General features: G+C 70.6%; 19 protein-coding genes and 1 tRNA gene. 7 read left to right on the top strand and 13 right to left on the bottom strand.

Annotated elements, in window-relative coordinates:
* Positions 1-129 precede the first annotated feature (129 nt).
* Both ACFY15_RS11845 and pyk read left to right on the top strand, forming a co-directional pair.
* Positions 130-852: an SIMPL domain-containing protein gene (locus ACFY15_RS11845; protein WP_390825406.1), complete on the top strand. Its 723-nt coding sequence runs from the start codon at positions 130-132 to the stop codon at positions 850-852.
* Positions 853-1008: 156 nt separating this feature from the next.
* On the top strand, positions 1009-2436 hold the full coding sequence (pyk, locus tag ACFY15_RS11840; RefSeq protein WP_390685801.1) for a pyruvate kinase: 1428 nt from the start codon (positions 1009-1011) through the stop codon (positions 2434-2436).
* Positions 2437-2514: 78 nt separating this feature from the next.
* Here pyk and ACFY15_RS11835 read toward each other — a convergent pair whose 3' ends face one another.
* From ACFY15_RS11835 to ACFY15_RS11825, 3 genes are all read right to left on the bottom strand, one after another.
* Complete coding sequence (locus ACFY15_RS11835; protein ID WP_390825523.1) at positions 2515-3603, bottom strand: serine hydrolase domain-containing protein; 1089 nt, start codon at positions 3601-3603, stop codon at positions 2515-2517.
* Positions 3604-3756: 153 nt separating this feature from the next.
* Positions 3757-4008 carry an EF-hand domain-containing protein gene (locus tag ACFY15_RS11830; protein WP_390685803.1) on the bottom strand — a complete coding sequence of 84 codons (252 nt, stop codon included), beginning with the start codon at positions 4006-4008 and terminating at the stop codon, positions 3757-3759.
* Positions 4009-4047: 39 nt separating this feature from the next.
* Positions 4048-4713 carry a MerR family transcriptional regulator gene (locus ACFY15_RS11825; protein WP_390685804.1) on the bottom strand — a complete coding sequence of 222 codons (666 nt, stop codon included), beginning with the start codon at positions 4711-4713 and terminating at the stop codon, positions 4048-4050.
* 129 nt (positions 4714-4842) lie between these two features.
* On the opposite strand from ACFY15_RS11825, the gene ACFY15_RS11820 reads away from it, so the two are divergent.
* Positions 4843-5328 carry a GNAT family N-acetyltransferase gene (locus ACFY15_RS11820; protein ID WP_390685805.1) on the top strand — a complete coding sequence of 162 codons (486 nt, stop codon included), beginning with the start codon at positions 4843-4845 and terminating at the stop codon, positions 5326-5328.
* Between the two features lie 6 nt (positions 5329-5334).
* Here the strand turns inward: ACFY15_RS11820 and ACFY15_RS11815 are convergent, their stop codons facing one another.
* Positions 5335-6099 carry a helix-turn-helix domain-containing protein gene (locus ACFY15_RS11815; RefSeq protein ID WP_390825405.1) on the bottom strand — a complete coding sequence of 255 codons (765 nt, stop codon included), beginning with the start codon at positions 6097-6099 and terminating at the stop codon, positions 5335-5337.
* Positions 6100-6208: 109 nt separating this feature from the next.
* Positions 6209-6281: transfer RNA gene (locus ACFY15_RS11810), tRNA-Leu, on the bottom strand.
* Positions 6282-6380: 99 nt separating this feature from the next.
* Here ACFY15_RS11810 and ACFY15_RS11805 point away from each other — a divergent pair.
* A complete protein-coding gene (locus tag ACFY15_RS11805; protein ID WP_390685807.1) occupies positions 6381-7034 on the top strand; it encodes an ANTAR domain-containing response regulator in 654 nt (217 codons plus the stop codon).
* Positions 7035-7101: 67 nt separating this feature from the next.
* On the opposite strand, the gene ACFY15_RS11800 is transcribed toward ACFY15_RS11805, so the two are convergent.
* The 7 genes from ACFY15_RS11800 to ACFY15_RS11770 all read right to left on the bottom strand — a co-directional run bounded on the left by ACFY15_RS11800 (position 7102) and on the right by ACFY15_RS11770 (position 16867).
* Positions 7102-7818, bottom strand: coding sequence for an ABC transporter ATP-binding protein (locus ACFY15_RS11800; protein WP_390685808.1), 717 nt, complete (start codon positions 7816-7818; stop codon positions 7102-7104).
* Complete coding sequence (locus ACFY15_RS11795; RefSeq protein ID WP_390825522.1) at positions 7815-8903, bottom strand: ABC transporter ATP-binding protein; 1089 nt, start codon at positions 8901-8903, stop codon at positions 7815-7817. Before ACFY15_RS11795 ends, ACFY15_RS11800 begins: the two co-directional genes overlap by 4 nt.
* The gene (locus ACFY15_RS11790) at positions 8900-10717 is read right to left on the bottom strand and encodes a branched-chain amino acid ABC transporter permease (RefSeq protein WP_390825404.1); all 1818 of its coding nucleotides are present in this window, start codon (positions 10715-10717) and stop codon (positions 8900-8902) included. Before ACFY15_RS11790 ends, ACFY15_RS11795 begins: the two co-directional genes overlap by 4 nt.
* A 5-nt stretch (positions 10718-10722) precedes the next feature.
* The gene (locus ACFY15_RS11785) at positions 10723-11652 is read right to left on the bottom strand and encodes a branched-chain amino acid ABC transporter permease (RefSeq protein WP_042815507.1); all 930 of its coding nucleotides are present in this window, start codon (positions 11650-11652) and stop codon (positions 10723-10725) included.
* 105 nt (positions 11653-11757) lie between these two features.
* Positions 11758-12993 (bottom strand): branched-chain amino acid ABC transporter substrate-binding protein, encoded by a 1236-nt coding sequence (locus tag ACFY15_RS11780; protein WP_390685811.1) that lies wholly within the window; start codon positions 12991-12993, stop codon positions 11758-11760.
* 1084 nt (positions 12994-14077) lie between these two features.
* Positions 14078-14542, bottom strand: a complete 465-nt coding sequence (locus ACFY15_RS11775; RefSeq protein ID WP_390685812.1) for a PaaI family thioesterase — start codon at positions 14540-14542, stop codon at positions 14078-14080.
* 54 nt (positions 14543-14596) lie between these two features.
* Positions 14597-16867: an FdhF/YdeP family oxidoreductase gene (locus tag ACFY15_RS11770; protein ID WP_390685813.1), complete on the bottom strand. Its 2271-nt coding sequence runs from the start codon at positions 16865-16867 to the stop codon at positions 14597-14599.
* 104 nt (positions 16868-16971) lie between these two features.
* Between ACFY15_RS11770 and polA the strand changes: the two genes are divergently transcribed.
* Positions 16972-19692 carry a DNA polymerase I gene (gene polA / locus ACFY15_RS11765; protein ID WP_390685814.1) on the top strand — a complete coding sequence of 907 codons (2721 nt, stop codon included), beginning with the start codon at positions 16972-16974 and terminating at the stop codon, positions 19690-19692.
* 24 nt (positions 19693-19716) lie between these two features.
* Here the strand turns inward: polA and ACFY15_RS11760 are convergent, their stop codons facing one another.
* A complete protein-coding gene (locus ACFY15_RS11760) occupies positions 19717-20574 on the bottom strand; it encodes a DUF4184 family protein (RefSeq protein ID WP_390685815.1) in 858 nt (285 codons plus the stop codon).
* A 155-nt stretch (positions 20575-20729) separates the two neighbouring features.
* Between ACFY15_RS11760 and ACFY15_RS11755 the strand changes: the two genes are divergently transcribed.
* Positions 20730-22052: a lytic murein transglycosylase gene (locus ACFY15_RS11755; protein ID WP_390685816.1), complete on the top strand. Its 1323-nt coding sequence runs from the start codon at positions 20730-20732 to the stop codon at positions 22050-22052.
* Between the two features lie 109 nt (positions 22053-22161).
* Positions 22162-22305: an SPW_0924 family protein gene (locus tag ACFY15_RS11750; protein ID WP_390685817.1), complete on the top strand. Its 144-nt coding sequence runs from the start codon at positions 22162-22164 to the stop codon at positions 22303-22305.
* The last annotated feature ends 9 nt before the right edge of the window (positions 22306-22314 follow it).

Below are 22314 nucleotides of genomic sequence, written 5' to 3'. Positions count from 1 at the left end.
GTCAGTACAGCGTCAAAACACGTGGACAACGCGCGTAGATTCTGACCGATGGGTAACAAGGAGCAACACCCCACCCGGGTTTCGATCCGATGACCAGACCCGAACGGGCGATGGTGCGACAGTGAAACCATGACCCAGGACGCCACGCACCCCGCCCCGGCCGCCCACCACCCCTACGGCACCCCCGAAGCCCCCCGCGTCTCCGTCCGCGGCGAAGCCCGCCTCGAAGTCGACCCCGAGATCGCCCGCATCGGCATCACCGTCACCGCCCGCGGCACCGACCGCCGCGCCGCCCTCGACGACCTCACCCGCCGCAACAACACCGTCCTCGACCTCGTCAAGAGCTACGGCGACCCCGTCGAGAAACTGGAAACCGGCGCCTTCTCCATCACCCCCGAACTCACCCGCCACGGCCGCGGCGAACGCGTCCGCGCCCACCACGGAACCGTCCACATCACCGTCGAACTGAGCGACTTCACCGCCCTGGGTGAACTCACCACCCGGCTCGCCGACCTCGAACTCACCCGCGTCGACGGCCCCTGGTGGGCCCTGCGCCCCACCTCGCACGCCCACGGCGAAGCCCGCCGCCAGGCCGTCCTCGAAGCCGTCCAGCGCGCCCGCGAGTACGCCCAGGCCCTCGGCGCCGACCTCGCCGCCCTCGTCGAACTCGCCGACCTCGGCGCCGAGGACGCCGCCCCCCTCACCATGGCCGCCCCCGCCGGCGCCTACCGCTCCATGGCCTTCGCCGGAACCGAGGACGCGGACGCCCCGCCCCTCGACCTCGAACCCCAGCGGCAGACCGTCCTCGCCCAGGTCAACGCCCGCTTCACCATGACCCCGCCCCGGCTCTGAAAGCCGTACGCAACACCGAAACAGTGACCCCGTGGAGGTGCTCATCAGAGCACCTCCACGCACATTCAACAAATGTCAACAACCTTTTGCCCAACGGTTGTTGAGCAGACATGCCCACCACATTTCCTACCCCTCGGTAGGGCATACGCTCCCCCCATGCGCCGAGCGAAAATCGTATGTACCCTGGGCCCCGCCACCGACTCGTACGACCAGATCAAAGCCCTGGTCGAAGCCGGAATGGACATCGCCCGCCTCAACCTCAGCCACGGCACCTACGCCGAACACGAGGAGCGCGCCCAGCGCGTACGCAAGGCCTCCGACGAAACCGGCCGCAGCGTCGGCATCCTCGCCGACCTTCAAGGCCCGAAGATCCGCCTCGGCCGCTTCCGCGAAGGCCCCGTACTCCTTGAACGCGGAGACGACTTCACCATCACCGTCGAAAACCACGAAGGCGACCGCCAGACCTGCGGCACCACCCACAAGGGCCTCGCCGCCGACGTCACCACCGGCGAACGCATCCTCGTCGACGACGGCCGCGTCACCCTCGAAGTCACCGCCGTCGACGGCCCCCGCGTCCACACCCGCGTCATCGAAGGCGGCATGGTCTCCGACCACAAGGGCCTCAACCTCCCCGGCGTCGCCGTCTCCGTCCCCGCCCTCTCCGACAAGGACATCGAAGACCTCCGCTGGGCCCTGCGCACCGGCGCCGACGTCATCGCCCTCTCCTTCGTCCGCACCGGCCGCGACATCGAGGACGTCCACCGCATCATGGACGAGGAAGGCGAACGCCTCCCCGTCATCGCGAAGATCGAAAAACCCCAGGCCGTCGACAACATCGACGACATCGTCGCCGCCTTCGACGGCATCATGGTCGCCCGCGGCGACCTCGGCGTCGAAATGCCCCTGGAACAGGTCCCCATCGTCCAGAAGCGCGCCATCAAACTCGCCAAGCGCAACGCCAAACCGGTCATCGTCGCCACCCAGATGCTCGACTCGATGATCGAAAACTCCCGCCCCACCCGCGCCGAAGCCTCCGACGTCGCCAACGCCGTCATCGACGGCACCGACGCCGTCATGCTCTCCGGCGAGACCAGCGTCGGCAAATACGCCGTCGAAACCGTCCGCACCATGGCCCGCATCGTCGAAGCCGCCGAAGAGGACATCCTCACCAACGGCCTCCCGCCCCTCACCGACCGCAACAAACCCCGCACCCAGGGCGGCGCCGTCGCCCGAGCCGCAGCCGAAATGGGCGACTTCCTCGACGCCAAATACCTCGTCGCCTTCACCCAGAGCGGCGACACCGTCCGCCGCCTCTCCCGCTACCGCTCACCCATCCCCCTCCTCGCCTTCACCCCCGACCCCGCCACCCGCTCCCAGCTCAACCTCACCTGGGGCGTCGAAACCTTCCTCGGCCCCCACGTCGACTCCACCGACGCCATGGTCGCCCAGGTCGAAGAAGAACTCCTGCGCATCGGACGCTGCCGGCCCGGCGACATCGTCGTCATCACCGCCGGATCACCCCCCGGCGTCAGCGGCAAGACCAACCTCGTCCGCATCCACCACATCGGCGACCCCGTCCACTGACACCCCCCGCACCACACACGCCACACACCGCCGGGACCCCTTGCGGATGGGGCCCCGGCGGCGTTCCCGCACGTCACCTCAACGGCACAGGACCCGGTCCACCAGCCCCTCCAACCGCTCCGTGACCGCGTAATCAGCCGGATCCGTCGTCACCGCGACACTCACCGCACGCCCGTCCGGCCCCACCCCACCCCGGGTCTCGAACCCAGTGATGTCACCACCGTGCCCCCAGTACACCCCACCGCACGACAACGGCCGCCGCATCAGCCCCAACCCGTACCCCGCACCCGAATCCCCGATCGGCACCGTCGTCTGCATCGCACGCTGCTCCTCCACCCGCAACAGACGACCCTCAAGCAACGCCGTGAAAAACCGGTTCATGTCCGAGTTCGTCGACACCATCTGACCCGCAGCCCACGCCGCCGACGGATCGATCTCCGTCACCCTCCGCCACGGCCCGCCCACCACATCCTGGTGATACGCCTGCGGATGCGCCTCACGGATCGCCCGGTCACGCGGCGCCGGGAAATACGTGTGCCGCAACCCCAGCCGCTTCACCACCCGCCGGTCGATCTCCTCCGCCAGCGGCCTCCGCGCCACCCTCTCCACGATCAGACCGGCCAGCACGTAGTTCGTGTTGCTGTAGCCGAACGTCTTCCCGTCCCGCGACGTCGCCGGATGCCGGAACGCGATCTCCAGCACCTCCCGCGGCTCCATGTACCGCCCCTGCTCGATCGCCTCCCCGACCTCCGCCTCATAGTCCGGAATCCCACTCGTGTGCTGGAGCAACTGCCGCACCGTCACGGACCGACCATCGAAACCCTCCCCGCGCACCACACCCGGCAGATGGTCCTCCACCCTGTCATCCAGCCCCAGCCGGCCCTCACCCACCAGCTGCAACAACACCACCGCCGTGAACACCTTCGTGTTGCTCCCGATCCGCACCTGCCCGTCCCGAGGCACCGCCGCACCCGTCGCACGATCACCCACCCCGGCCGTATACGTCCGCGTCCGACCCTCCCCGTCCGTCACCGTCGCCAGCGCACCCGGCACCCCGCCCTCCCGCACCAGCCCGTCCAACCCCCGCTGCACCGCATCCGGCCGACCCGCCGCGAACGCCGCCGGCTGCGCCGCCACCCCCACCGCCAGAACCCCGACCGCCACCATGGCCGCCACACGCCGACGCCTCAACCACTCACCCATGGGCCAACTCCCGGAACACAGAAGGAACGCCACCGACCGGTGGCCCACCCACCCTTTCCCGGAAGGGGCCGCCCACGGGATCCCGCCACCCACCCGACTCAAGGTGGGGCAAACCCCCTACCAGCCGAACCGCCGGTCCACCTCCGCCTCGAACTCCTCGAACGACAACACCTGGTCCCCGTTCTTGTCCGCCGCATCGAACAACGCCGACGACGCATCCGCGTCCCCCACACCCCAGAACGGCAGATCCCCCCGAGCAGCCAGCGTCGGCCCCTTCGACCGCAGGGCCGAGATCACCTCCAGCCGCGTCAGCTGACCGTCATGGTTCAGATCCAACGCATCGAACAACTTCCGAGCCTTCTCGCTCACGGCACCATCCCTCCACCACCAACCAACGGGCACCCCAACCTAGGGCACCCACCCCGGCACCACCTCCCACCCGTTCACCACCCACACCAACCGCCAATACCGCTCCACCCGCGGATCCACCGGCCCCTCCACCCCCGGAGACCGCCGGAACACCTCCCCGAACCCCCCATCCCCCATCAACTCCACCAACTCCGCCCACGCCGCCACCTGCTCCACCGACGGATCCTCCGGCAGAACCGGCGCCGACACCCGCACCATCGCCACCACCGACTCCTCCGCCCCCTCCACCAGCTTCTCCACCAACCGCTCCCGCTCCCGCGCCGACAACCGCGTCACCCTGTGCACCAACCGAACCTCCTCAGGACTCGACCCGCGCTCCGCCACCAGCCGCAACACCGCCCGACGCAACCGCAACCCCCGGATCTGCACCTCCACCGCATCGGCATGCACAGCAGCCACCTCGGCCACCGACAACTCCCGATCCAGCACCCGCCGCACGGCAGGCAAGCCCACACCCAGCTCACGCAACGTCCGCACCAGCTCCAGACGCACCAGCGCCCCGACGTCGTACAACCGGTACCCGGCACGACTACGACCGGCCGGCACGACGATCCCCTCATCGGAGTAGAAGCGAATGGTCCGCACCGCCAACCCCGACCTCCGGGCCAGCTCCCCGATCGAAAACCACTCCGCCGCGCCGTCCATGCCCCCACCCTCAGGTCTCCACCCACTGGAGACTCAAGGCTAGGTCCGGCCCCGCGACACACACCCCGCCGTCCTTGATCAAATGGCCTCCGCCCTTCCCGCACCCCCGGAAAGCGAGACCGAGCCAAAATGATCACCACCGAACGCCTCCGCCTCCGCCCGCTCACCGAGAACGACACCGACTGGTGGGTACACCTCCACGCCGACGAAGAGGTCAGCCGCTTCGTCGGCAGCTACACCCCCGAACAGGCCGCCGCCCGCCTGCGCGACATACAGAAGCAGTGGACCGAACGCGGCCACGGCCTCTGCGCCGTCGAACTCCGCGCCACCGGCGAGACCATCGGCCGCTGCGGCCTGAACTGGTGGGAACAGTTCGACGAGACCGAGATCGGCTGGACCTTCACCCGCGCCCACTGGGGCCACGGCTACGCGACGGAAGCGGCCCGGGCGGTCCTGGAGTGGGGCTTCGGTCCCCTCGGCCTCGACCGCATCACCGCCATGATCCACCACGGCAACACCGCCTCGACCGCCGTCGCCCGCCGCCTCGGCTTCACCCCCCTGCGCGAGGACACGGTCCTCGACCGCCCCTGCACCGTCCACGCCCTGGACCGGTGAGGGGCTTCAGTACTTCGGCCCGACGTGGGCGTCCATGAGGGCGACGGACGCCTTCCGGGCGATGGACACGTTGAAGGGGTCACTCCCTCGGGCGAGGACCGTCCACTGGACACCGACCTTGGCGAGCGTGTCGGTGCAGAGCCGCCGGATGTCGTCGGACTTGTTGGTGAAGAAGTACCGGGGGTACTCGTACCGCTTCCCGTTCCGGACGGTCCAGTTGGTGGTGCGACATCCGTCGGAGTGAATCAGGCCGCGGATGAACTCCCACGGGTGGGCGTCCACGATCTCCTGTTGCCAGACCTCCAGGGTGATCTGCCGCTCATGCTTCTTGCCCGGCCCGTGTTGCGGGAACAGGCAGACCCAGTGCTGTGTGTAGGACTTGACCTCGACGCAGCCCCCTCTTGCCCGTCGAGCGACCTGGGGCAGTGGCATGACGAGTCGCATCGCTTGTTCGGCGGCGTCGACCAGTCCGGGGTGGGAGGCGCCGCAGAAGACGGAGAGGTGGTGCTGCTTGGGCTTGGAGATGATGTGGCCGTCGCCGAGGTAGAGGCCGAGCAAATAGGCGTAGGCGCGCTGGTCGAATGGGCGCCCGGTGCACTTCGGGCAATCGGTTGGCTGGACATAGGACTCGCCACGGCGCTTTCGGTCCTCATGCCGCCACCATCCGATGGTTCCGCGGGGTATGCCGAGGTGTTCTGCCACCTCTCGGTTGGGCATGCCTCGGCGCAGGAGTAGGACTGCATGTTCGCGAATCGAAGGATTGTGCTCCATGCTCGGAGCTTCATTGCTATTCGTCCGGTTAGCCGTAATTCGAAGTTTCGTTCACCGTGACGAGTGAAGATCGCCAAAAAGCTTGGCGACCTTGGAATTGAAGGAGAAGTGCCCCGGGTCGGATTCGAACCGACGCTGAATGGGTTTTGAATCCATGGCCTCTACCGCTGGGCTACCGGGGCCCCTTCGAAACGAAGGATACCGAAGACCCTCCGTGCCACAAACATACAGGAGCTAGGTAGGCTCAGGGGAGCTGAATCACCTTGCAACAGGGAGCCTCCGTGACCGCCGAGCACGAGTCGACGCCCACGCCCGACGCCGACCAGTCGCACGTTCCGCCGCTGACGACGCGCGTCGTCATCGCCGAGGACGAGGCGCTCATCCGTCTCGACCTCAAAGAGATGCTCGAAGAGGAGGGCTACTCGGTGGTCGGCGAGGCCGGCGACGGGCAGACGGCCATCGAGCTGGCCCGGGAGCACCGCCCCGACCTCGTCATCCTCGACGTGAAGATGCCGGTCCTCGACGGCATCTCCGCCGCCGAGAAGATCGCCGGGGAGTCCATCGCCCCCGTGCTCATGCTCACGGCGTTCTCGCAGCGCGAGCTGGTCGAGCGTGCGCGGGACGCCGGTGCCATGGCGTACCTCGTGAAGCCGTTCAGCAAGAGCGACGTGGTTCCGGCCATCGAGATGGCGGTGTCGCGGTTCGCGGAGCTGAAGGCGCTGGAGAAGGAGGTCGCGGATCTCTCCGCGCGTCTGGAGACCCGCAAGCTGGTGGACCGGGCCAAGAGCATTCTGCAGACCCAGTACGGGCTGACGGAGCCGGCCGCGTTCCGGTGGATCCAGAAGACGTCCATGGACCGCCGGATGTCCATGCAGCAGGTCGCCGAGGCGGTCATCGAGGACGCCGAGGAGAAGCGGCAGAACGCGGGCAAGTAGTCCCGCGGGAACGCGTGAGGCCCGTCTCCCCCGAGGGGAGGCGGGCCTCACGGCTCTGCGGGTGCGGCTAGTCCTCGCCGAGGTACGCCTTGCGGACGTCCTCGTTGACGAGGAGCTCGCGGCCGGGGCCGGTCAGGACGATCTTGCCGATCTCCATGACGTGGCCCTGGTCGGCCAGGGACAGCGCGGCCTGGGCGTTCTGCTCGACGAGCAGGATGGTGGTGCCCGCAGCCTTGAGCTCGGCGATGGTCGCCATGATCTTCTGCATCATGAGCGGGGAGAGGCCCATCGAGGGCTCGTCGAGCATGAGCAGCTTGGGCTGGGACATGAGCGCCCGGCCCATGGCGAGCATCTGCTGCTCGCCGCCGGAGAGGGTGCCGGCGGCCTGCTTGCGGCGCTCTCCCAGGATGGGGAAGAGGTCGTAGGCGCGCTGGACGTCCTTCTGGATGCCTTCCCTGTCGTTGCGCAGGAAGGCGCCGAGGAGGAGGTTGTCCTCGATGGTCATGCGGGGGAAGATGTGTCGGCCCTCGGGGGAGTGGGCGAGGCCGAGCGAGACGATGTTGTGTGCGGGGACCTTCTTGAGGGACTTGCCCTGGAACTTGATCTGGCCGCCCTTGGGCTTGATCAGTCCGGAGAGGGTGCGCAGGGTGGTCGTCTTGCCGGCGCCGTTCGTCCCGATGAGGGTGACGATCTGGCCTTCTTCGACGGAGAAGGAGATGCCCTTGACGGCTTCGATCTTGCCGTAGGCGACGCGGAGGTCCTCGACCTCCAGGAGTGCGGTCACTTGGCTTCTCCGTCCGTGCGGGTGGTGCTGGTGGTGCTGGGGGCCTCGGCCGGGGTGTCCGCCTCGGTGGCCTCGTCCGTTCCGGTGGCCGCTTCGGCCTCGGGGGCGTCGGTGGCCTCTTCGGTCTCGGCCGGGGTGGCGTCGGCGGCTGCGTCGGCCTCGGGGGCGTCGGCGGCTGCGTCGGCCTCGGGGGCGTCGGCGGCTTCCTCCGCCGGGGTGGCCTCGGTGGCCTCGGGGGCCTCGGCGGCCTCGGCTGCGGCGACCGCGGCGGCGTCCTCGTCCTCGGGGGCGCCTTCGAAGGGCTCGCCGAGGTAGGCGGCGACGACGCGTTCGTCGCTCTGGACCTCGCCGGCGGAGCCCTCGATGAGCTTTTCGCCCTGGACGAGGCAGGCGACGCGGTCGCAGAGGTTGAAGATGAAGCGCATGTCGTGCTCGATGACGAGGACGGCGATGTCCTTGTCCCGGATGGCGAAGATGAGTTCTTCGGTGGCCCGGGTCTCCTGCGGGTTCATGCCGGCGGTGGGCTCGTCCAGGAGGATGAGGCCCGGGTCGCTGGCGAGGGCGCGGGCGATCTCCAGCTTGCGCTGCTCGCCGTAGGGGAGGTTGCGGGCGAGGTGCTCGGCCTTGTGGTCGAGGCCGATGAACGCGAGGAGTTCCATGGCGCGTTCGCGGCTGGCCTGCTCCTCCCGGCCGAAGCTGGGGAGGCGCAGGAGGGCGGACCAGAGGCCTTCCTTGGTGCGGGTGTGGCGTCCGACGAGGACGTTTTCCAGGACCGTCATGTTGTTGAAGAGACGGATGTTCTGGAAGGTGCGGGCGATGCCGGCCGCGGTGACCTTGAAGGACTTGGGCGGCAGGACGGTGCCCTTGTACCGGACTTCGCCCTCGGTGGGGATGTAGAGGCCGGTGAGGCAGTTGAAGAAGGTGGTCTTGCCGGCGCCGTTGGGGCCGATGAGGCCGACGATCTCGCCGCTGTTGACGGTGAGGTCGACGTTCTTGACGGCGGTGAGGCCGCCGAAGCGCATGGTGACGCCTCGGGCGTCGAGGACGGTCTCGGCGGTCGCCGTGGTGGTCGTCGTCATGGTCAGGCCCCTGCCTTGCTGAGGACTGCGGGCGCTTCGAGGTCCTTGTGGAGCTCGAGCTGGTTGCGCCGGTTGGGGATGAGGCCTTCGGGGCGCAGGCGCATCAGGATGACGAGTGCGATGCCGAAGACGAGGAGCTGGTACTCGCCCAGGAACTGGAGCTTGTTGGGGATCATGAAGAGGAGGGCGCCGCCGACGAGGGGGCCGGAGATGGTGCCCATGCCGCCGAGGACGACTGCCGCGAGGAGGAAGGCGGAGTTCGGGGGGACGGCGTTGGCGAAGACGTACTGGTCCGGGGTGACGGTGTAGTTCACGTGGGCCTGTACGGCGCCGGCGAGGCCGGCGAGGGTGGCGCCGAGGGCGAAGGCGATGAGCTTGACGCGGAAGCCGTTGATGCCCATGGCTTCGGCGGCGGTTTCGTCCTCGCGGATGGCGACCCAGGCGCGGCCGATGCGGGATTCGGCGCTGCGGCGGAAGACCATGATCACGATGAGGGTGACCAGGAGCATCAGCAGGAAGTAGTTGGCGAAGCGGCCGACTGCGAATCCGCCGATGGTGTGGGTGGCGCCGAAGTCGAACCCGAAGAGGTCGACGTTGGGGACGCCGGCGACGCCGTTGGGGCCGTTGGTGAGGTCGGGGCCGGAGACGCCGTCGAGGTTGTTCATGGAGATGCGGAAGATCTCTCCGAAGCCCAGGGTGACGATGGCGAGGTAGTCGCCGCGCAGGCGCAGGGTCGGGGCGCCGATGAGGACGCCGAAGACCATGGAGGCGAGGGCGCCGAGGAGGATGGCGGCCCAGAAGGGGAGGTGGACTCCGAAGGGGGAGTTGGGGGAGCCGGAGACCAGGGCGGCGGTGTAGGCGCCGACGCCGAGGAAGGCGACGTATCCGAGGTCGAGGAGGCCGGTGAGGCCGACGACGATGTTGAGGCCGAGGGCGACAGTGGCGAAGATCAGGATGTTGACGCCGAGGGTCGCGTACTGGTCGTCGGTCTGGGTGAGGGGGAAGGCCGCGGCGGCGACGAAGGCGCCGACGAGGGCGACGTTGCGGTGCTTGGCGGTGAGTGCGGTGAAGCGGGCCACCAGGCCGGCCTTGTTGAGGGCGGCGAAGCCGAAGCCGGCGGTGATCAGGAAGCCGATGAAGAGTTCCTGGTAGGGGGTGGTGACGCCGTAGGTGAAGACGCCGAGGGCGACGGCCAGTACGGCGGCGATGACGAGGATCTCGGCGTAGGCCGGGAGGGCGCGGGCCGGGGCGGGGGTGCCGCTGGCGTGGGCGGCCTTGGTGACGGCCCAGCTGTTGCCGATGTTGTGCTTGGTCTGCTCCCACCAGCTGTCGTCGGGGTCGGCGAGCTCGGTGACGGGGCGCTCGAAGGGGAGGGAGCGGGCGCCGAGGTAGGCGACGAGCGAGGTGGCGATGACGACGAAGCCGCCGGGCTCGAGGTTGACGAGGCCGCCGAGGGTGTTGCTGATGGCCCAGGCGGTGTAGGCGACCGTGAGGAGGGTGCCGAGGGCGCAGAGCTTGATCGCGGCGTCGGTTCCGGCGGGGGCGATCCAGCGCAGGCCCTTGATGCCGTAGGAGGAGAGGCCGAAGAGCGCGGTGAGGGCGCCGCCGACGAGGACGAGCCACTGGAGGCCGCCGGGGTAGCCGTAGACGGTGAGGTCGCCGGGGAAGGCGGAGGTCCAGGTCCAGGCGAGGAAGCAGGAGATGACGGTGAGGGCGCCGCCGGCGGTGGCGAGGGCGCGGCCGGTCTTCTCGGGGAAGGTGATGCCGGCTCGGCCGGTGGCCGCCGTCTGGGGGGTGGTGTCGGTGGTGGTGGTCGTCATGGTTCTCACGCCCTGTCCGCCACGCGCTCGCCCATGAGGCCCTGGGGCCGGAAGAGGAGCACGAGGATGAGGAGTACGAACGCCCAGGTGTTGCCCCAGGACTGGCCGCCGAGCTGCTGCATGCCCGGCACGTCGGCGATGTAGGCGGTGGTGAGGGTTTCGGCGAGGCCGAGGACGATGCCGCCGATCATGGCGCCGTAGATGTTGCCGATGCCGCCGAGGACTGCCGCGGTGAAGGCCTTGAGGCCGAGGATGAAGCCCATGCGGTAGTTGACTTCGCCGTACTTGAGGCCGTAGGCGACGGCGCCGACGGCGGCGAAGGTGGCGCCGAGGGCGAAGGCGACCGTGATGATGCGGTCGGTGTTGATGCCCATGAGCTTGGCGGTGTCGGGGTCCTGGGCGGTGGCCTGCATGCCGCGGCCGGTGCGGGTCTTCTTGACGAAGAAGCCGAGGAAGGCCATGGAGATGGGGGCGGCGATCAGCAGGAAGACGTCACCGGTCTGGATGGTGATGCTGCCGATGTGGAAGGGGCCGCCGGGGAGTTCGGGGAACTTGACGGAGGACTTCGCGTCGGGGAACCAGGCCCAGACGACCTGCTGGAGGACGATGGAGAGGCCGATGGCGGTGATCAGTGGCGCGAGGCGGGGGGCGCTGCGCAGGGGCCGGTAGGCGAAGCGTTCGGCCCCGACGGCGATCAGGGTGGCGACGATGACCGCGCCTATGAGCATGAGGGGCAGGGCGATCCACATGGTGGTCCCGCCGGGGAGCATCAGCCAGACCGTGAGGGCTCCGAACCCGCCGGTCATGAAGATCTCGCCGTGGGCGAAGTTGATGAGCTGGACGATGCCATAGACCATCGTGTAGCCGATGGCGACGAGCCCGTACATGGATCCCAGTAGCAGGCCGTTGACCAGCTGTTGCGGCAGTTCGTGCACCGCAGGTCCTCCGAGTCTTTCGACGGATGTGACACCGCGCGGGGCGCTGTGGTGCGGCGCCCCGCGCGGCAGGTGAGGGGGTTGTGCCAGGGGACTGGCGGAGGGTCAGCCGGCGAGGGTGCCGGACTCGACGGTCTTGAAGTCGTCGCCGTCGACCTTGTAGACGGTGAGCTGCTTGTTGGTGGCGTCGCCGAACTCGTCGAAGGAGACCTTGCCGGTCACGCCGTCGAAGCTGACGCCCTGGACGGCCTCGAGGACCTTGGCGCGGGCGTCGGAGGGGAGCTTGCCGTTGTTGGAGTCGACGACCTTCTTGACGGCCTCGATGACGGCCCAGGCGGAGTCGTACGAGTAGCCGCCGTAGGCGGAGTAGTCGTCCTTGTAGCCGGCCTTCTTGTAGTTGTCGATGAACTCCTTGGCGGAGGGCAGGCTCTCGACGGGGGCGCCGACGGAGGTGCAGAGGTCGCCCTGGGCGCTGGAGCCGGCGAGCTCGACGTACTTCTTGTCCTTCATGCCGTCGCCGCCGACGAGCGGGATGTTGGTGCCGGAGGCCTTGATCTGCTTGCTGAGCGGGCCGGCCGCGGGGTACTCGCCGCCGTAGTAGACGACGTCGGCGCCGGAGCTCTTGACCTGGGTGACGATCGCGGAGAAGTCCTTGCTCTCCGGGTCGATGTGGCCCTCGCCGGCGACCTGGCCGCCGAGCTTGGTGAACTCGCCCTTGAAGGTTCCGGCGAGGCCGGCGCCGTAGGTCTTCTTGTCGTCGATGATGAAGACCTTCTTCTTGCCGGCCTTGTTGAAGAGGTACTGCGCCGCGTAGGGGCCCTGGATGGCGTCCGTGGTGGCGGTGCGGAAGTAGCTCTTGTAGGTGCGGGTCTTCTGGCCCTCGGCCCACTTGGGGCCCTGGGTCAGGGACGGGCTGGTGTTGGCGGGCGAGATCTGGGTGAGCTTGGCGTCGTCGAAGACCTTCTGCATGGCTTCGGAGACGGAGGAGTTGAGGGGGCCGACGACGCCGAGGACGTCCTTGTTGGCGGTGAGCTTGGTGGCGTTCTGCTGGCCGGAGGAGGCCTGGGCCTGGTCGTCGAGGGCTTCGACCTTGAAGGTGACGCCCTTGACGTACTTCTTCTCGTTGGCCTGCTTGGCGGCGAGGTCGGCGGAGTTCTTGATGCCGAGGCCGAGGGCGGAGAGGTCGCCGGTCAGCGGGGCGTCGACGCCGATGACGACCGTGGTGCCACCGCCGTCGCCGCCGGCGGAGCCGCCGTTGTCGTTGCGCGAGCCGCAGGCGGTGAGAGTGAGAGCGCCCGCGGCGAGGGCGGCGGTCACGGCGATGAGCTGACGAGAGCGCACAATCAGTCCTTTCCTGGCGCCGCGTCCCCCGTGGGACGCGTCGAGTCGAACGCGGGGAACCGAACTGAGGAAATCCGGCGGTCGCGGTAACTGGCCGTGACTCTAGGCGGCTCATCGGAGGATATGGAGGGCTGAGGCCAATGATGTGACTCTCTTGTTATGCCACGGCGTAATACATAGCGGATGTGTGCGGGTGGAACGGGGGAATTCAGGCCGGTTCGTCTTGTCCGGATGCTGAGACGCGGCAGGACCATGTGGCCGTTTGGGTCCTGACACGCCAGGACCCTGGGGGTTTTTGGTCATGACGGCGTCGCGGGGGGCTTGTCTCGGTCTTCGGGACATGCCCTGGTCAGTGCGACGGAAAGATCCCTGGCATATCGGTCACCGGGGATGTAACTGTGATCCTCTTTCTGGAATCCATTACTCAGGGTTACTTCCAGGAATGGGAGTCCAGAATTCCGTGCTACATGCACGCAGTCTTTCGTCCGAATCAGCACGAGGAGCTCGCGGACTTCCCCCGCCGCGACCGCGGCCGGGAGGGATGGCCGGATCGTCACGCTCAGCGCCGGTGACGGCTGATCGATCCGCTCCACCGTGACCGGTGGCCCGGACGAGGTCCGCACACGGACAGTGAACGCGAACGCGGCCCCGTCGGGGGCCGGCTCCACCGGATCCCCGTACGTGAGGGAGAGCCTCTGGGAGGGCGCGGACGGCGGCGCCGGGGGCGGCGGCGGTGCGGGGCGGGTGGCCTGGATCCGCAGGGCGGCGGCGGCCAGCACGGCCACCGAGGCGACGGTCAGGAGGGCGCGGCGGTGGCGGGCGCAGAAGGCGCGCGGGCGGGCGGTCCAGCGGGGAGGAGGAGGGCCGTGGGGCCGCGTACGGGTGTCCTCGCGGTCCCAGGTGCCCTCGCCGGGCTCCAGGGGGCCTATGCCGCCGCCGCTCACCGCGGGCCGCCGGGGAGGGGCGTGATGCGCCGGGGCGCCGGTCCGGTTCCCATGCGGGAACGCTAGACCGGCGCCGGGGGCCGCACAACGGCCCGCGCGGGAAGCGTGGTCGGGCTCCGCGCGGGGCGCGGGGCCCCGGCTCAGGACTCCGTGTCGCGCAGGAGGCAGGTGAGGCGGGCGGTGCAGACGCGGCGGTCCTGCTCGTCGGTGATGAGGATCTCGTACGTGGCGGTGGAGCGGCCGCGGTGGACGGGGGTGGCGGTGCCCGTGACGATCCCCTCGCGGGCGCCCCGGTGGTGGGTGCAGTTGAGGTCGACGCCGACGGCGATCTTCCTGCTGCCGCCGTGCAGCATGGCGCCGACCGAGCCGAGGGTCTCGGCCAGGACGGCGGAGGCGCCGCCGTGCAGCAGTCCGTAGGGCTGGGTGTTGCCCTTGACGGGCATCGTGGCCACGACGCGGTCGGCGGAGGCCTCCAGGATCCGGATCTCCATGCGTTCGCCGAGGGCGCCCGCCGAGAACAGGGCGGGCAGGTCTATGCCCAGCGCCGTGTACTCGTCGAGGACTTCCTGGGGGAACTTCACGGCGTGCTGCTGCTCGTCGGCCATGGGCCTGCTCCGTTCGTCAACGATCGTTAACCATCTGGTCCTGGGGTGGTTCTATCAGGCCGGTTCGAAGCGCACGACGACGGACTTGCTGGCGGGGGTGTTGCTGGTGTCGGCGGTGGAGTCGAGGGGGACCAGGACGTTGGTCTCCGGGTAGTAGGCGGCGGCGCAGCCGCGCGCGGTGGGGTAGTGGACGACGCGGAAGCCCGGGGCGCGGCGCTCGACGCCGTCCTTCCACTCGCTGACGAGGTCGGTGTAGGAGCCGTCGGCGAGGCCGAGCTCGGCGGCGTCGTCGGGGTGGACCATGACGACGCGGCGTCCGCCGGTGATGCCGCGGTAGCGGTCGTCGAGCCCGTAGATGGTGGTGTTGTACTGGTCGTGGCTGCGCAGGGTCTGCAGGAGCAGGCGCCCGGCGGGGACCTCGGGGTACTCGACGGGGGCGGCGGTGAAGTTCGCCTTGCCGGTCTTCGTGGGGAAGCGGCGTTCGTCGCGGGGGGCGTGGGGGAGCTGGAAGCCGCCGGGGCGGGCGACGCGGGCGTTGAAGTCCTCGAAGCCGGGGATGACGCGGGCGATGCGGTCGCGGATGGCGGCGTAGTCGCGCTCGAAGTCCTCCCAGGGGGTCCTGGAGGCGGCGCCGAGGACGGCGCGGGCCATGCGGGCGACGATGGCGGGCTCGGAGAGCAGGTGCGGGGAGGCGGGGGCGAGGTTGCCGCGGGAGGCGTGGACCATGCCCATGGAGTCCTCGACGGTGACGAACTGCTTGCCGCTCGCCTGGACGTCCTTGTCGGTGCGGCCGAGGGTGGGCAGGATCAGCGCGCGGCGGCCGGTGACGGCGTGGGAGCGGTTGAGCTTGGTCGAGACGTGGACGGTCAGGGAGGCGCGCCGCACCGCGGCCTCGGTGACGTCGGTGTCGGGGGTGGCGCCGACGAAGTTGCCGCCCATGGCGAAGAAGACCTTGGCCCGCCCGTCGCGCAGGGCCTCGATGGCGCGGACGACGTCGTAGCCGTGGGCGCGCGGCGAGGTGATGCGGAACTCGCGGTCGAGGGCGTCGAGGAAGGCGGGTGCGGGGCGTTCGAAGATGCCCATGGTGCGGTCGCCCTGGACGTTGGAGTGGCCGCGGACGGGGCAGACGCCGGCGCCGGGGCGGCCGATGGCGCCGCGGAGCAGGAGGAGGTTGACGACCTCGCGGATGGTGGCGACGGCGTGCTTGTGCTGGGTGAGGCCCATGGCCCAGCAGACGATGGTGCGCCGTGAGGCGAGGACCATGGCCAGGGCGCGTTCGATCTCGGGGCGGGTCAGGCCGGTGGCCTTGAGGGTCTCGTCCCAGTCGGCTTCCGCGGCGGCCGCGGCGAACGCGTCGTAGCCGTGGGTGTGCTCGCGGACGAAGTCCTGGTCGACGGCGCCGTCGGTCTCGAGGACGAGCTTGTTGAGGAGGCGGAAGAGGGCCTGGTCGCCGCCGATGCGGATCTGGAGGAACAGGTCGGTGAGGGGGGTGCCCCTGAGCATGCCGAGGGGGGTCTGGGGGTTCTTGAACCGCTCGGTGCCGGCCTCGGGCAGCGGGTTCACCGAGATGATCTTCGCGCCGGCGGTCTTGGCCTTCTCCAGGGCGGAGAGCATGCGGGGGTGGTTGGTGCCCGGGTTCTGGCCGGCGACGATGATCAGGTCGGCCTGGTGGAGGTCCTCGAGGGAGACGCTGCCCTTGCCGATGCCGATGGTCTCGACGAGCGCCGAGCCCGAGGACTCGTGGCACATGTTGGAGCAGTCCGGCAGGTTGTTGGTGCCGAACTCGCGGGCGAAGAGCTGGAAGAGGAACGCGGCCTCGTTGCTCGTGCGGCCGGAGGTGTAGAAGACGGCCTCGTCGGGGGAGGAGAGGGCCTTCAGCTCCTCGGCGATGATCTCGAAGGCCCGATCCCAGCCGACCGGTTCGTAGTGGTCGCCGCCCTCGGGCAGGTACATCGGGTGCGTGATGCGGCCCTGCTGGCCCAGCCAGTAGCCGGAGCGCTCGGCGAGCTGGGCCACGGGGTGCTCGGCGAAGAAGGCGGGGGTGACGCGGCGCAGGGTGGCCTCTTCGGCGACGGCCTTGGCGCCGTTCTCGCAGAACTCGGCGGTGTGCCGCTTGTCGCCCTCGGGCCAGGCGCAGCCGGGGCAGTCGAAGCCGTTCTTCTGGTTGACCTTCAGGAGGGTCTGCGCGGTGCGGAGCACGCCCATCTGGTCGTTGGCGATCTTGAGGGTGTGGCCGATGGCGGGCAGGCCGGCCGCGGCGTGGCGAGGGGGCCCGACGTGCGGAGCGTCCTGTACCGGATCACCTGCGGGCGGCTTGGTGGCCATGTCGCTCCCCTTCGAGCAGTCATTCGCGTCTCCCCCGATCCTGTCACGCTCCGCCGACATCGCCGCTGACGGTTTTGTCACTGCGGGCGCCTAGGATCGGGGGCGTGGCAGAGACAGCATCGAAGAAGACCGAGCAGACGACCGCAGCGGACCGCCCCCGCCTGATGCTCATGGACGGGCACTCCCTGGCGTACCGGGCGTTCTTCGCGCTGCCCGCGGAGAACTTCACGACGGCGACGGGCCAGCCGACCAATGCCATCTACGGCTTCGCGTCGATGCTGGCGAACACGCTGCGCGACGAGGCGCCCACGCACTTCGCGGTGGCGTTCGACGTGTCCCGCAAGACCTGGCGCTCGACGGAGTTCCCGGAGTACAAGGCGAACCGCTCCAAGACCCCCGACGAGTTCAAGGGGCAGGTCGAGCTGATCGGCGAGCTCCTGGACGCGATGAAGGTGCCGCGGTTCGCGGTCGAGGGCTTCGAGGCCGACGACGTGATCGCGACGCTGGCGACGCAGGCGGAGGCCCTCGGCTTCGAGGTGCTGATCGTCACCGGCGACCGGGACTCCTTCCAGCTGGTCTCCGAGCACACGACCGTGCTGTACCCGACGAAGGGCGTCTCGGAGCTGACCCGGTTCACGCCGGAGAAGGTCGTGGAGAAGTACGGGCTCACCCCGCGCCAGTACCCGGACTTCGCGGCGCTGCGCGGCGACCCGTCCGACAACCTGCCGGGCATCCCGGGCGTCGGCGAGAAGACGGCCGCGAAGTGGATCAACCAGTTCGGTTCGTTCGCGGAGCTGGTGGAGCGGGCCGACGAGGTCAAGGGCAAGGCCGGCCAGAACTTCCGCGACCACCTGGAGGCCGTGAAGCTCAACCGGGTCCTGACCGAGATGGTCAAGGACGTGGAGCTGCCGAGGACCCCCGCCGACCTGGGCCGCGCCCCTTACGACCGTTCCGCGGTCACGGGCGTGCTGGACGTGCTGGAGATCCGCAACGCCTCGCTGCGCGAGCGGCTGCTGGCCGTGGACCCGGGCGCCGCCGGGGAGGAGGCGCCGGCTCCGGCGGCCGGTGTGGAGCTGGACGGTTCGGTGCTGGGCGCGGGCGAGCTCGCGCCCTGGCTCGCGGCGCACGCGGGCGGCCCCCTCGGCGTCTCCACCGTGGACAGCTGGGCGCTGGGCCAGGGCAGCGTCGCCGAGGTGGCGCTGGCCGCGGCGGGCGGCGCGGCCGCCTGGTTCGACCCGTCCGCGCTGGACGAGGCGGACGACAAGGCCTTCGCCGCGTGGGCGGCCGACGCGTCCGCGCCGAAGGTGGTGCACAACGCGAAGGGCCTGATGCGGGTCTTCCCGGAGCACGGCTGGACCCTGGCGGGCGTCGTCATGGACACCGCGCTGGCCGCCTACCTGGTCAAGCCGGGCCGGCGCTCCTTCGCGCTGGACGTGCTGTCGGTGGAGTACCTGGGCCGCGAGCTCCAGCCGCCGGCCGCCGACGGGCAGCTGGCCTTCGGCGCGGACGAGACCGCCGAGGCGGACGCGCTGATGGCCCAGGCCCGCGCGGTCCTGGACCTGGGCGACGCGTTCACCGCCAAGCTGCCCGAGGTTGGCGCCGTGGACCTGCTGCACGACATGGAGCTGCCCACCTCCGAGCTGCTGGCACGCCTGGAGCGGGCCGGCATCGCCGCCGACCGGGACCACCTGGAGGGCATGGAGCAGCAGTTCGCCGGCGCCGTGCAGCAGGCGGTGAAGGAGGCGCACGCGGCCGTCGGGCACGAGTTCAACCTCGGCTCGCCCAAGCAGCTCCAGGAGGTGTTCTTCGGCGAGCTGGACCTGCCGAAGACGAAGAAGACCAAGACCGGGTACACGACGGACGCCGACGCGCTGGCCTGGCTGGCCACGCAGACCGACCACGAGCTCCCGGTGATCATGCTGCGCCACCGGGAGCAGGCCAAGCTGCGCGTGACCGTGGAGGGCCTGGTCAAGTCGATCGGCGCCGACGGCCGGGTGCACACCAGCTTCAGCCAGACCACCGCCGCCACGGGCCGCCTGTCGTCCACGGACCCCAACCTGCAGAACGTGCCGGTGCGCACGGACGAGGGCCGGGCCATCCGCCGGGGCTTCGTCGTCGGCGAGGGCTACGAGTCGCTGATGACGGCCGACTACAGCCAGATCGAGCTGCGGGTCATGGCCCACCTCTCCGAGGACGAGGGCCTGATCGAGGCCTTCAACTCCGGCGAGGACCTGCACACCACGGTCGCCTCCCAGGTGTTCGGGGTGGAGCGCTCCCAGGTCGACGCCGAGATGCGCCGCAAGATCAAGGCCATGTCCTACGGCCTGGCGTACGGGCTCTCCGCCTTCGGTCTCGCCCAGCAGCTGAACATCGAGCCCGCCGAGGCGCGCGGCCTGATGGATACCTTCTTCGAGCGGTTCGGCGGGGTCCGCGACTACCTCCAGCGCGTGGTGGAGGAGGCCCGGGCCACCGGCTACACGGCGACGGTGTTCGGACGCCGCCGCTACCTGCCGGACCTCAACAGCGACAACCGCCAGCGCCGCGAGGCCGCCGAGCGGATGGCGCTGAACGCCCCGATCCAGGGCACCGCCGCCGACATCGTCAAGGTCGCGATGCTCCGCGTGGACAAGGCCCTGGCCGAGGCCGGCCTGGCCTCGCGGATGCTGCTCCAGGTCCATGACGAAATCGTTCTGGAGATCGCCCCCGGCGAGCGGGAGCGCGTCGAGGAGCTGGTGCGCCGCGAGATGGGCGCGGCCGTGGAGCTGCGGGCCCCGCTGGACGTGTCCGTGGGCGTCGGCGGCGACTGGGAGTCCGCCGCGCACTGACCCCGCCCGTACGCCCGTCCCCGTCTACGCGGCGGGGACGGGCGTCCGCGTCTCCCGGTCCGGGCGGGGGCGGTCCCGGTCGCGGCGGTGGCGCAGCCGCACCAGGGCCCCGTACAGCAGCAGGCCGACCGCGAGGCCGCCGCCGGCTCCGAAGCAGAGGGTCGGGATGATGTCGAGGGGGCTGCGGATCCGGTCGTGGAAGGTGAAGAAACGCAGCAGCCGGAGCGTGGTCCCGGCCGCCACGCACCCGCCGGTCAGGAGCAGCGCCCCCCACCGCTCCGCCCGGCCGAGCGCCGGCACCGACGGGGGCACGGGCCGCGCCGGCAGCCGGCGCAGGGCGCTGGCCGTGAACCAGAGCAGGGCGCAGGCGGCGGCCGCGGAGGTGCCGTACTGCAGGAAGGTGTACGCCGGCAGGCCGAGGGCGAGGGGCCGGCCCAGCCACGGCAGCGCGTTCGTCCCCCAGCGGTCCCCGTGGGTGAAGCTGTCCCACACCACGTGGGTGAGCGAGCCGGCGACCGCCGAGAGGTAGAAGCGGAGCGCGAGCGCGGAGGGCCGCAGGCCGCGCCAGGACGCGCCGCGGACGAGGGTGTGGACGCGGCCCCGCCAGGACTGCGGCAGCAGTGCGACCAGCGGCTCGCGCAGCAGCAGCCAGCACGCGGCGAGCAGGGCGGTGAGGGCGGCGTCCGCGGTGACCACGCCCGTCAGCGAGTGCGTGAACTCGCCGTAGCCCATGACGCCGCCGACGACCGCGTCCGCGAAGAAGAAGGAGTCCGGCGCGAACGACCCCAGCACCAGCGCCGAGGCGACCAGCGGACCCCGTGCCCGCCCCGTGCGGCGGATGGCCGGAAGTACGGCAGCCGCATGGCTGAGAGTGAACGGCACGGGGCCTCCCCGGGGTGTGGATGTCGGGACAGTATGCGTGACCTGCGCAGGCACGTGGGGATGTGGTGAATGTCGGGACCGGAGTGCGTGCCGTGTGCAGGGAGTTGACGTAGGGTCACGCGGACGTTCGGACGTCCAGTGGAGGGGTCCCGCTCATGTCGGCACGAATATTCGGACGCGGCCTGCGCCGGGGTGCGGCCGCGGCGCTGGTATCGGCGCTGGTGGCCGCCGCGATGACGGCCTCCCAGGGGCCCGCGGTCGCGGGTCCCGAGCGGATCGCGGCGGCCGGGGAGGGCGCCGCGCGCCCGCCCGCCGCACCGGGCTCCGGCGGGGACTCGGCCTACTTCACCGAACTGCCGCCGCTGGACAGCCCCGCACCCCCGGCCGCCCTCCTGCCGGACGGCGGGGCCACCGCCGGCGGCGGACAGCCGGAGCCCGCGCCCGCGCCGACGGCCGTGCAGCCGGCGGGGGAGGGCGCGCAGGGCATACCGGCCAGCGTGCTCGCCGCGTACCGGGGGGCCGAGCAGCGGGTGGGGGCGGACGACCCCGGGTGCGGGCTGCGCTGGCAGCTGCTCGCGGCGATCGGCAAGGTCGAGTCGGGGCAGGCCGGCGGTGGCCGGGTCGACGCGAACGGGACCACCCTGCGGCCGATCCTGGGCCCCGTCCTCGACGGCGACGGCTTCGCGAACATCCCCGACACCGACGGCGGGGCCTACGACGGCGACGCCCGCCACGACCGGGCCGTCGGCCCGATGCAGTTCATCCCGTCCACCTGGGCCGCCTGGGGCCAGGACGGCAACGGCGACGGCCGGCGCGACCCCAACAACGTCCACGACGCGGCCCTGGCGGCCGGGCGCTACCTGTGCGCGGGCGGCCGCGACCTGAGGACGGGCGCCGGCCTGGACCGGGCCGTGCTCTCCTACAACCAGTCCACGGAGTACCTGCGGACGGTGCGGTCCTGGTTCGCGTACTACCTCCGGGGCGCCCACGAGGTCCCGGACGGCACCGGCCCGGGCCCGCTGCCCGCCCCCGGCACGCCGGAGCCGGCCCCGAAGCCGACCCCCACCCCCACCCCCACCCCCACACCCACGCCCACCCCCACGCCCACCCCGAGCACCACCCCGACGCCGAGCCCCACGCCCACACCCACGCCCACGCCCACGCCGAGCACCACCCCGACGCCGAGCCCCACGCCCACACCCACGCCCACGCCCACGCCGAGCACCACCCCGACGCCGAGCCCGAAGCCGACACCGAGCCCCACGCCCACCTCGGCCCCGAAGCCGACGCCCACTCCGACGCCCACCCCGGATCCGAGGCCGACCCCCGCGCCGGGCGGGACTCCGGTCCCGACGCCCACGCCGGGCGGGACCCCGAGCCCGTCCGCCTCCCCGGAGCCGACGGCCTCGTCCCCGGCCCCGGCCCCGTCCGCCTCCGCCTCGGCCTCCGTGAAGGCGACTCCCCCCGCCGCCCCTTAGGCCTGCGCGCGGGGGTCCGGCCCGGACGGTTCCCGACGGTTCTCATCTGACCCCCGCGTTGCTACGGTACGCCTCCCTGACGACCCATCAGATCCAGGGAGGCCCCGCCGTGCGCGCACTCGTCGCCGCCGCCATCGGGCTGGCCGCCGCGCTGGCCCTCGTCCTCGCCGTCACGGCGTTCGGGGTGCCCGAAGGCGGGACCTCGCCCAAGCCCCTGCTCACCACCGCGCCCCCCGCGCCCGGACAGGAGTAAGGAGGCCCG

The organism is Streptomyces sp. NPDC001373 (assembly GCF_042895815.1).
Classification (GTDB): Bacteria; Actinomycetota; Actinomycetes; order Streptomycetales; family Streptomycetaceae; genus Streptomyces.
This window is presented reverse-complemented; position numbering and strand designations above follow the sequence as displayed.

What these genes read in the sequence shown, in the direction of transcription:
- ACFY15_RS11845 (WP_390825406.1), top strand. Translation starts at nt 130, where the DNA reads ATGACCCAGGACGCCACGCACCCCGCCCCGGCCGCCCACCACCCCTAC.
- pyk (WP_390685801.1), top strand. Translation starts at nt 1,009, where the DNA reads ATGCGCCGAGCGAAAATCGTATGTACCCTGGGCCCCGCCACCGACTCG.
- ACFY15_RS11835 (WP_390825523.1), bottom strand. Translation starts at nt 3,603, where the DNA reads ATGGTGGCGGTCGGGGTTCTGGCGGTGGGGGTGGCGGCGCAGCCGGCG.
- ACFY15_RS11825 (WP_390685804.1), bottom strand. Translation starts at nt 4,713, where the DNA reads ATGGACGGCGCGGCGGAGTGGTTTTCGATCGGGGAGCTGGCCCGGAGG.
- ACFY15_RS11820 (WP_390685805.1), top strand. Translation starts at nt 4,843, where the DNA reads ATGATCACCACCGAACGCCTCCGCCTCCGCCCGCTCACCGAGAACGAC.
- ACFY15_RS11815 (WP_390825405.1), bottom strand. Translation starts at nt 6,099, where the DNA reads ATGGAGCACAATCCTTCGATTCGCGAACATGCAGTCCTACTCCTGCGC.
- ACFY15_RS11790 (WP_390825404.1), bottom strand. Translation starts at nt 10,717, where the DNA reads ATGACGACCACCACCACCGACACCACCCCCCAGACGGCGGCCACCGGC.
- ACFY15_RS11775 (WP_390685812.1), bottom strand. Translation starts at nt 14,542, where the DNA reads ATGGCCGACGAGCAGCAGCACGCCGTGAAGTTCCCCCAGGAAGTCCTC.
- ACFY15_RS11770 (WP_390685813.1), bottom strand. Translation starts at nt 16,867, where the DNA reads ATGGCCACCAAGCCGCCCGCAGGTGATCCGGTACAGGACGCTCCGCAC.
- ACFY15_RS11755 (WP_390685816.1), top strand. Translation starts at nt 20,730, where the DNA reads ATGTCGGCACGAATATTCGGACGCGGCCTGCGCCGGGGTGCGGCCGCG.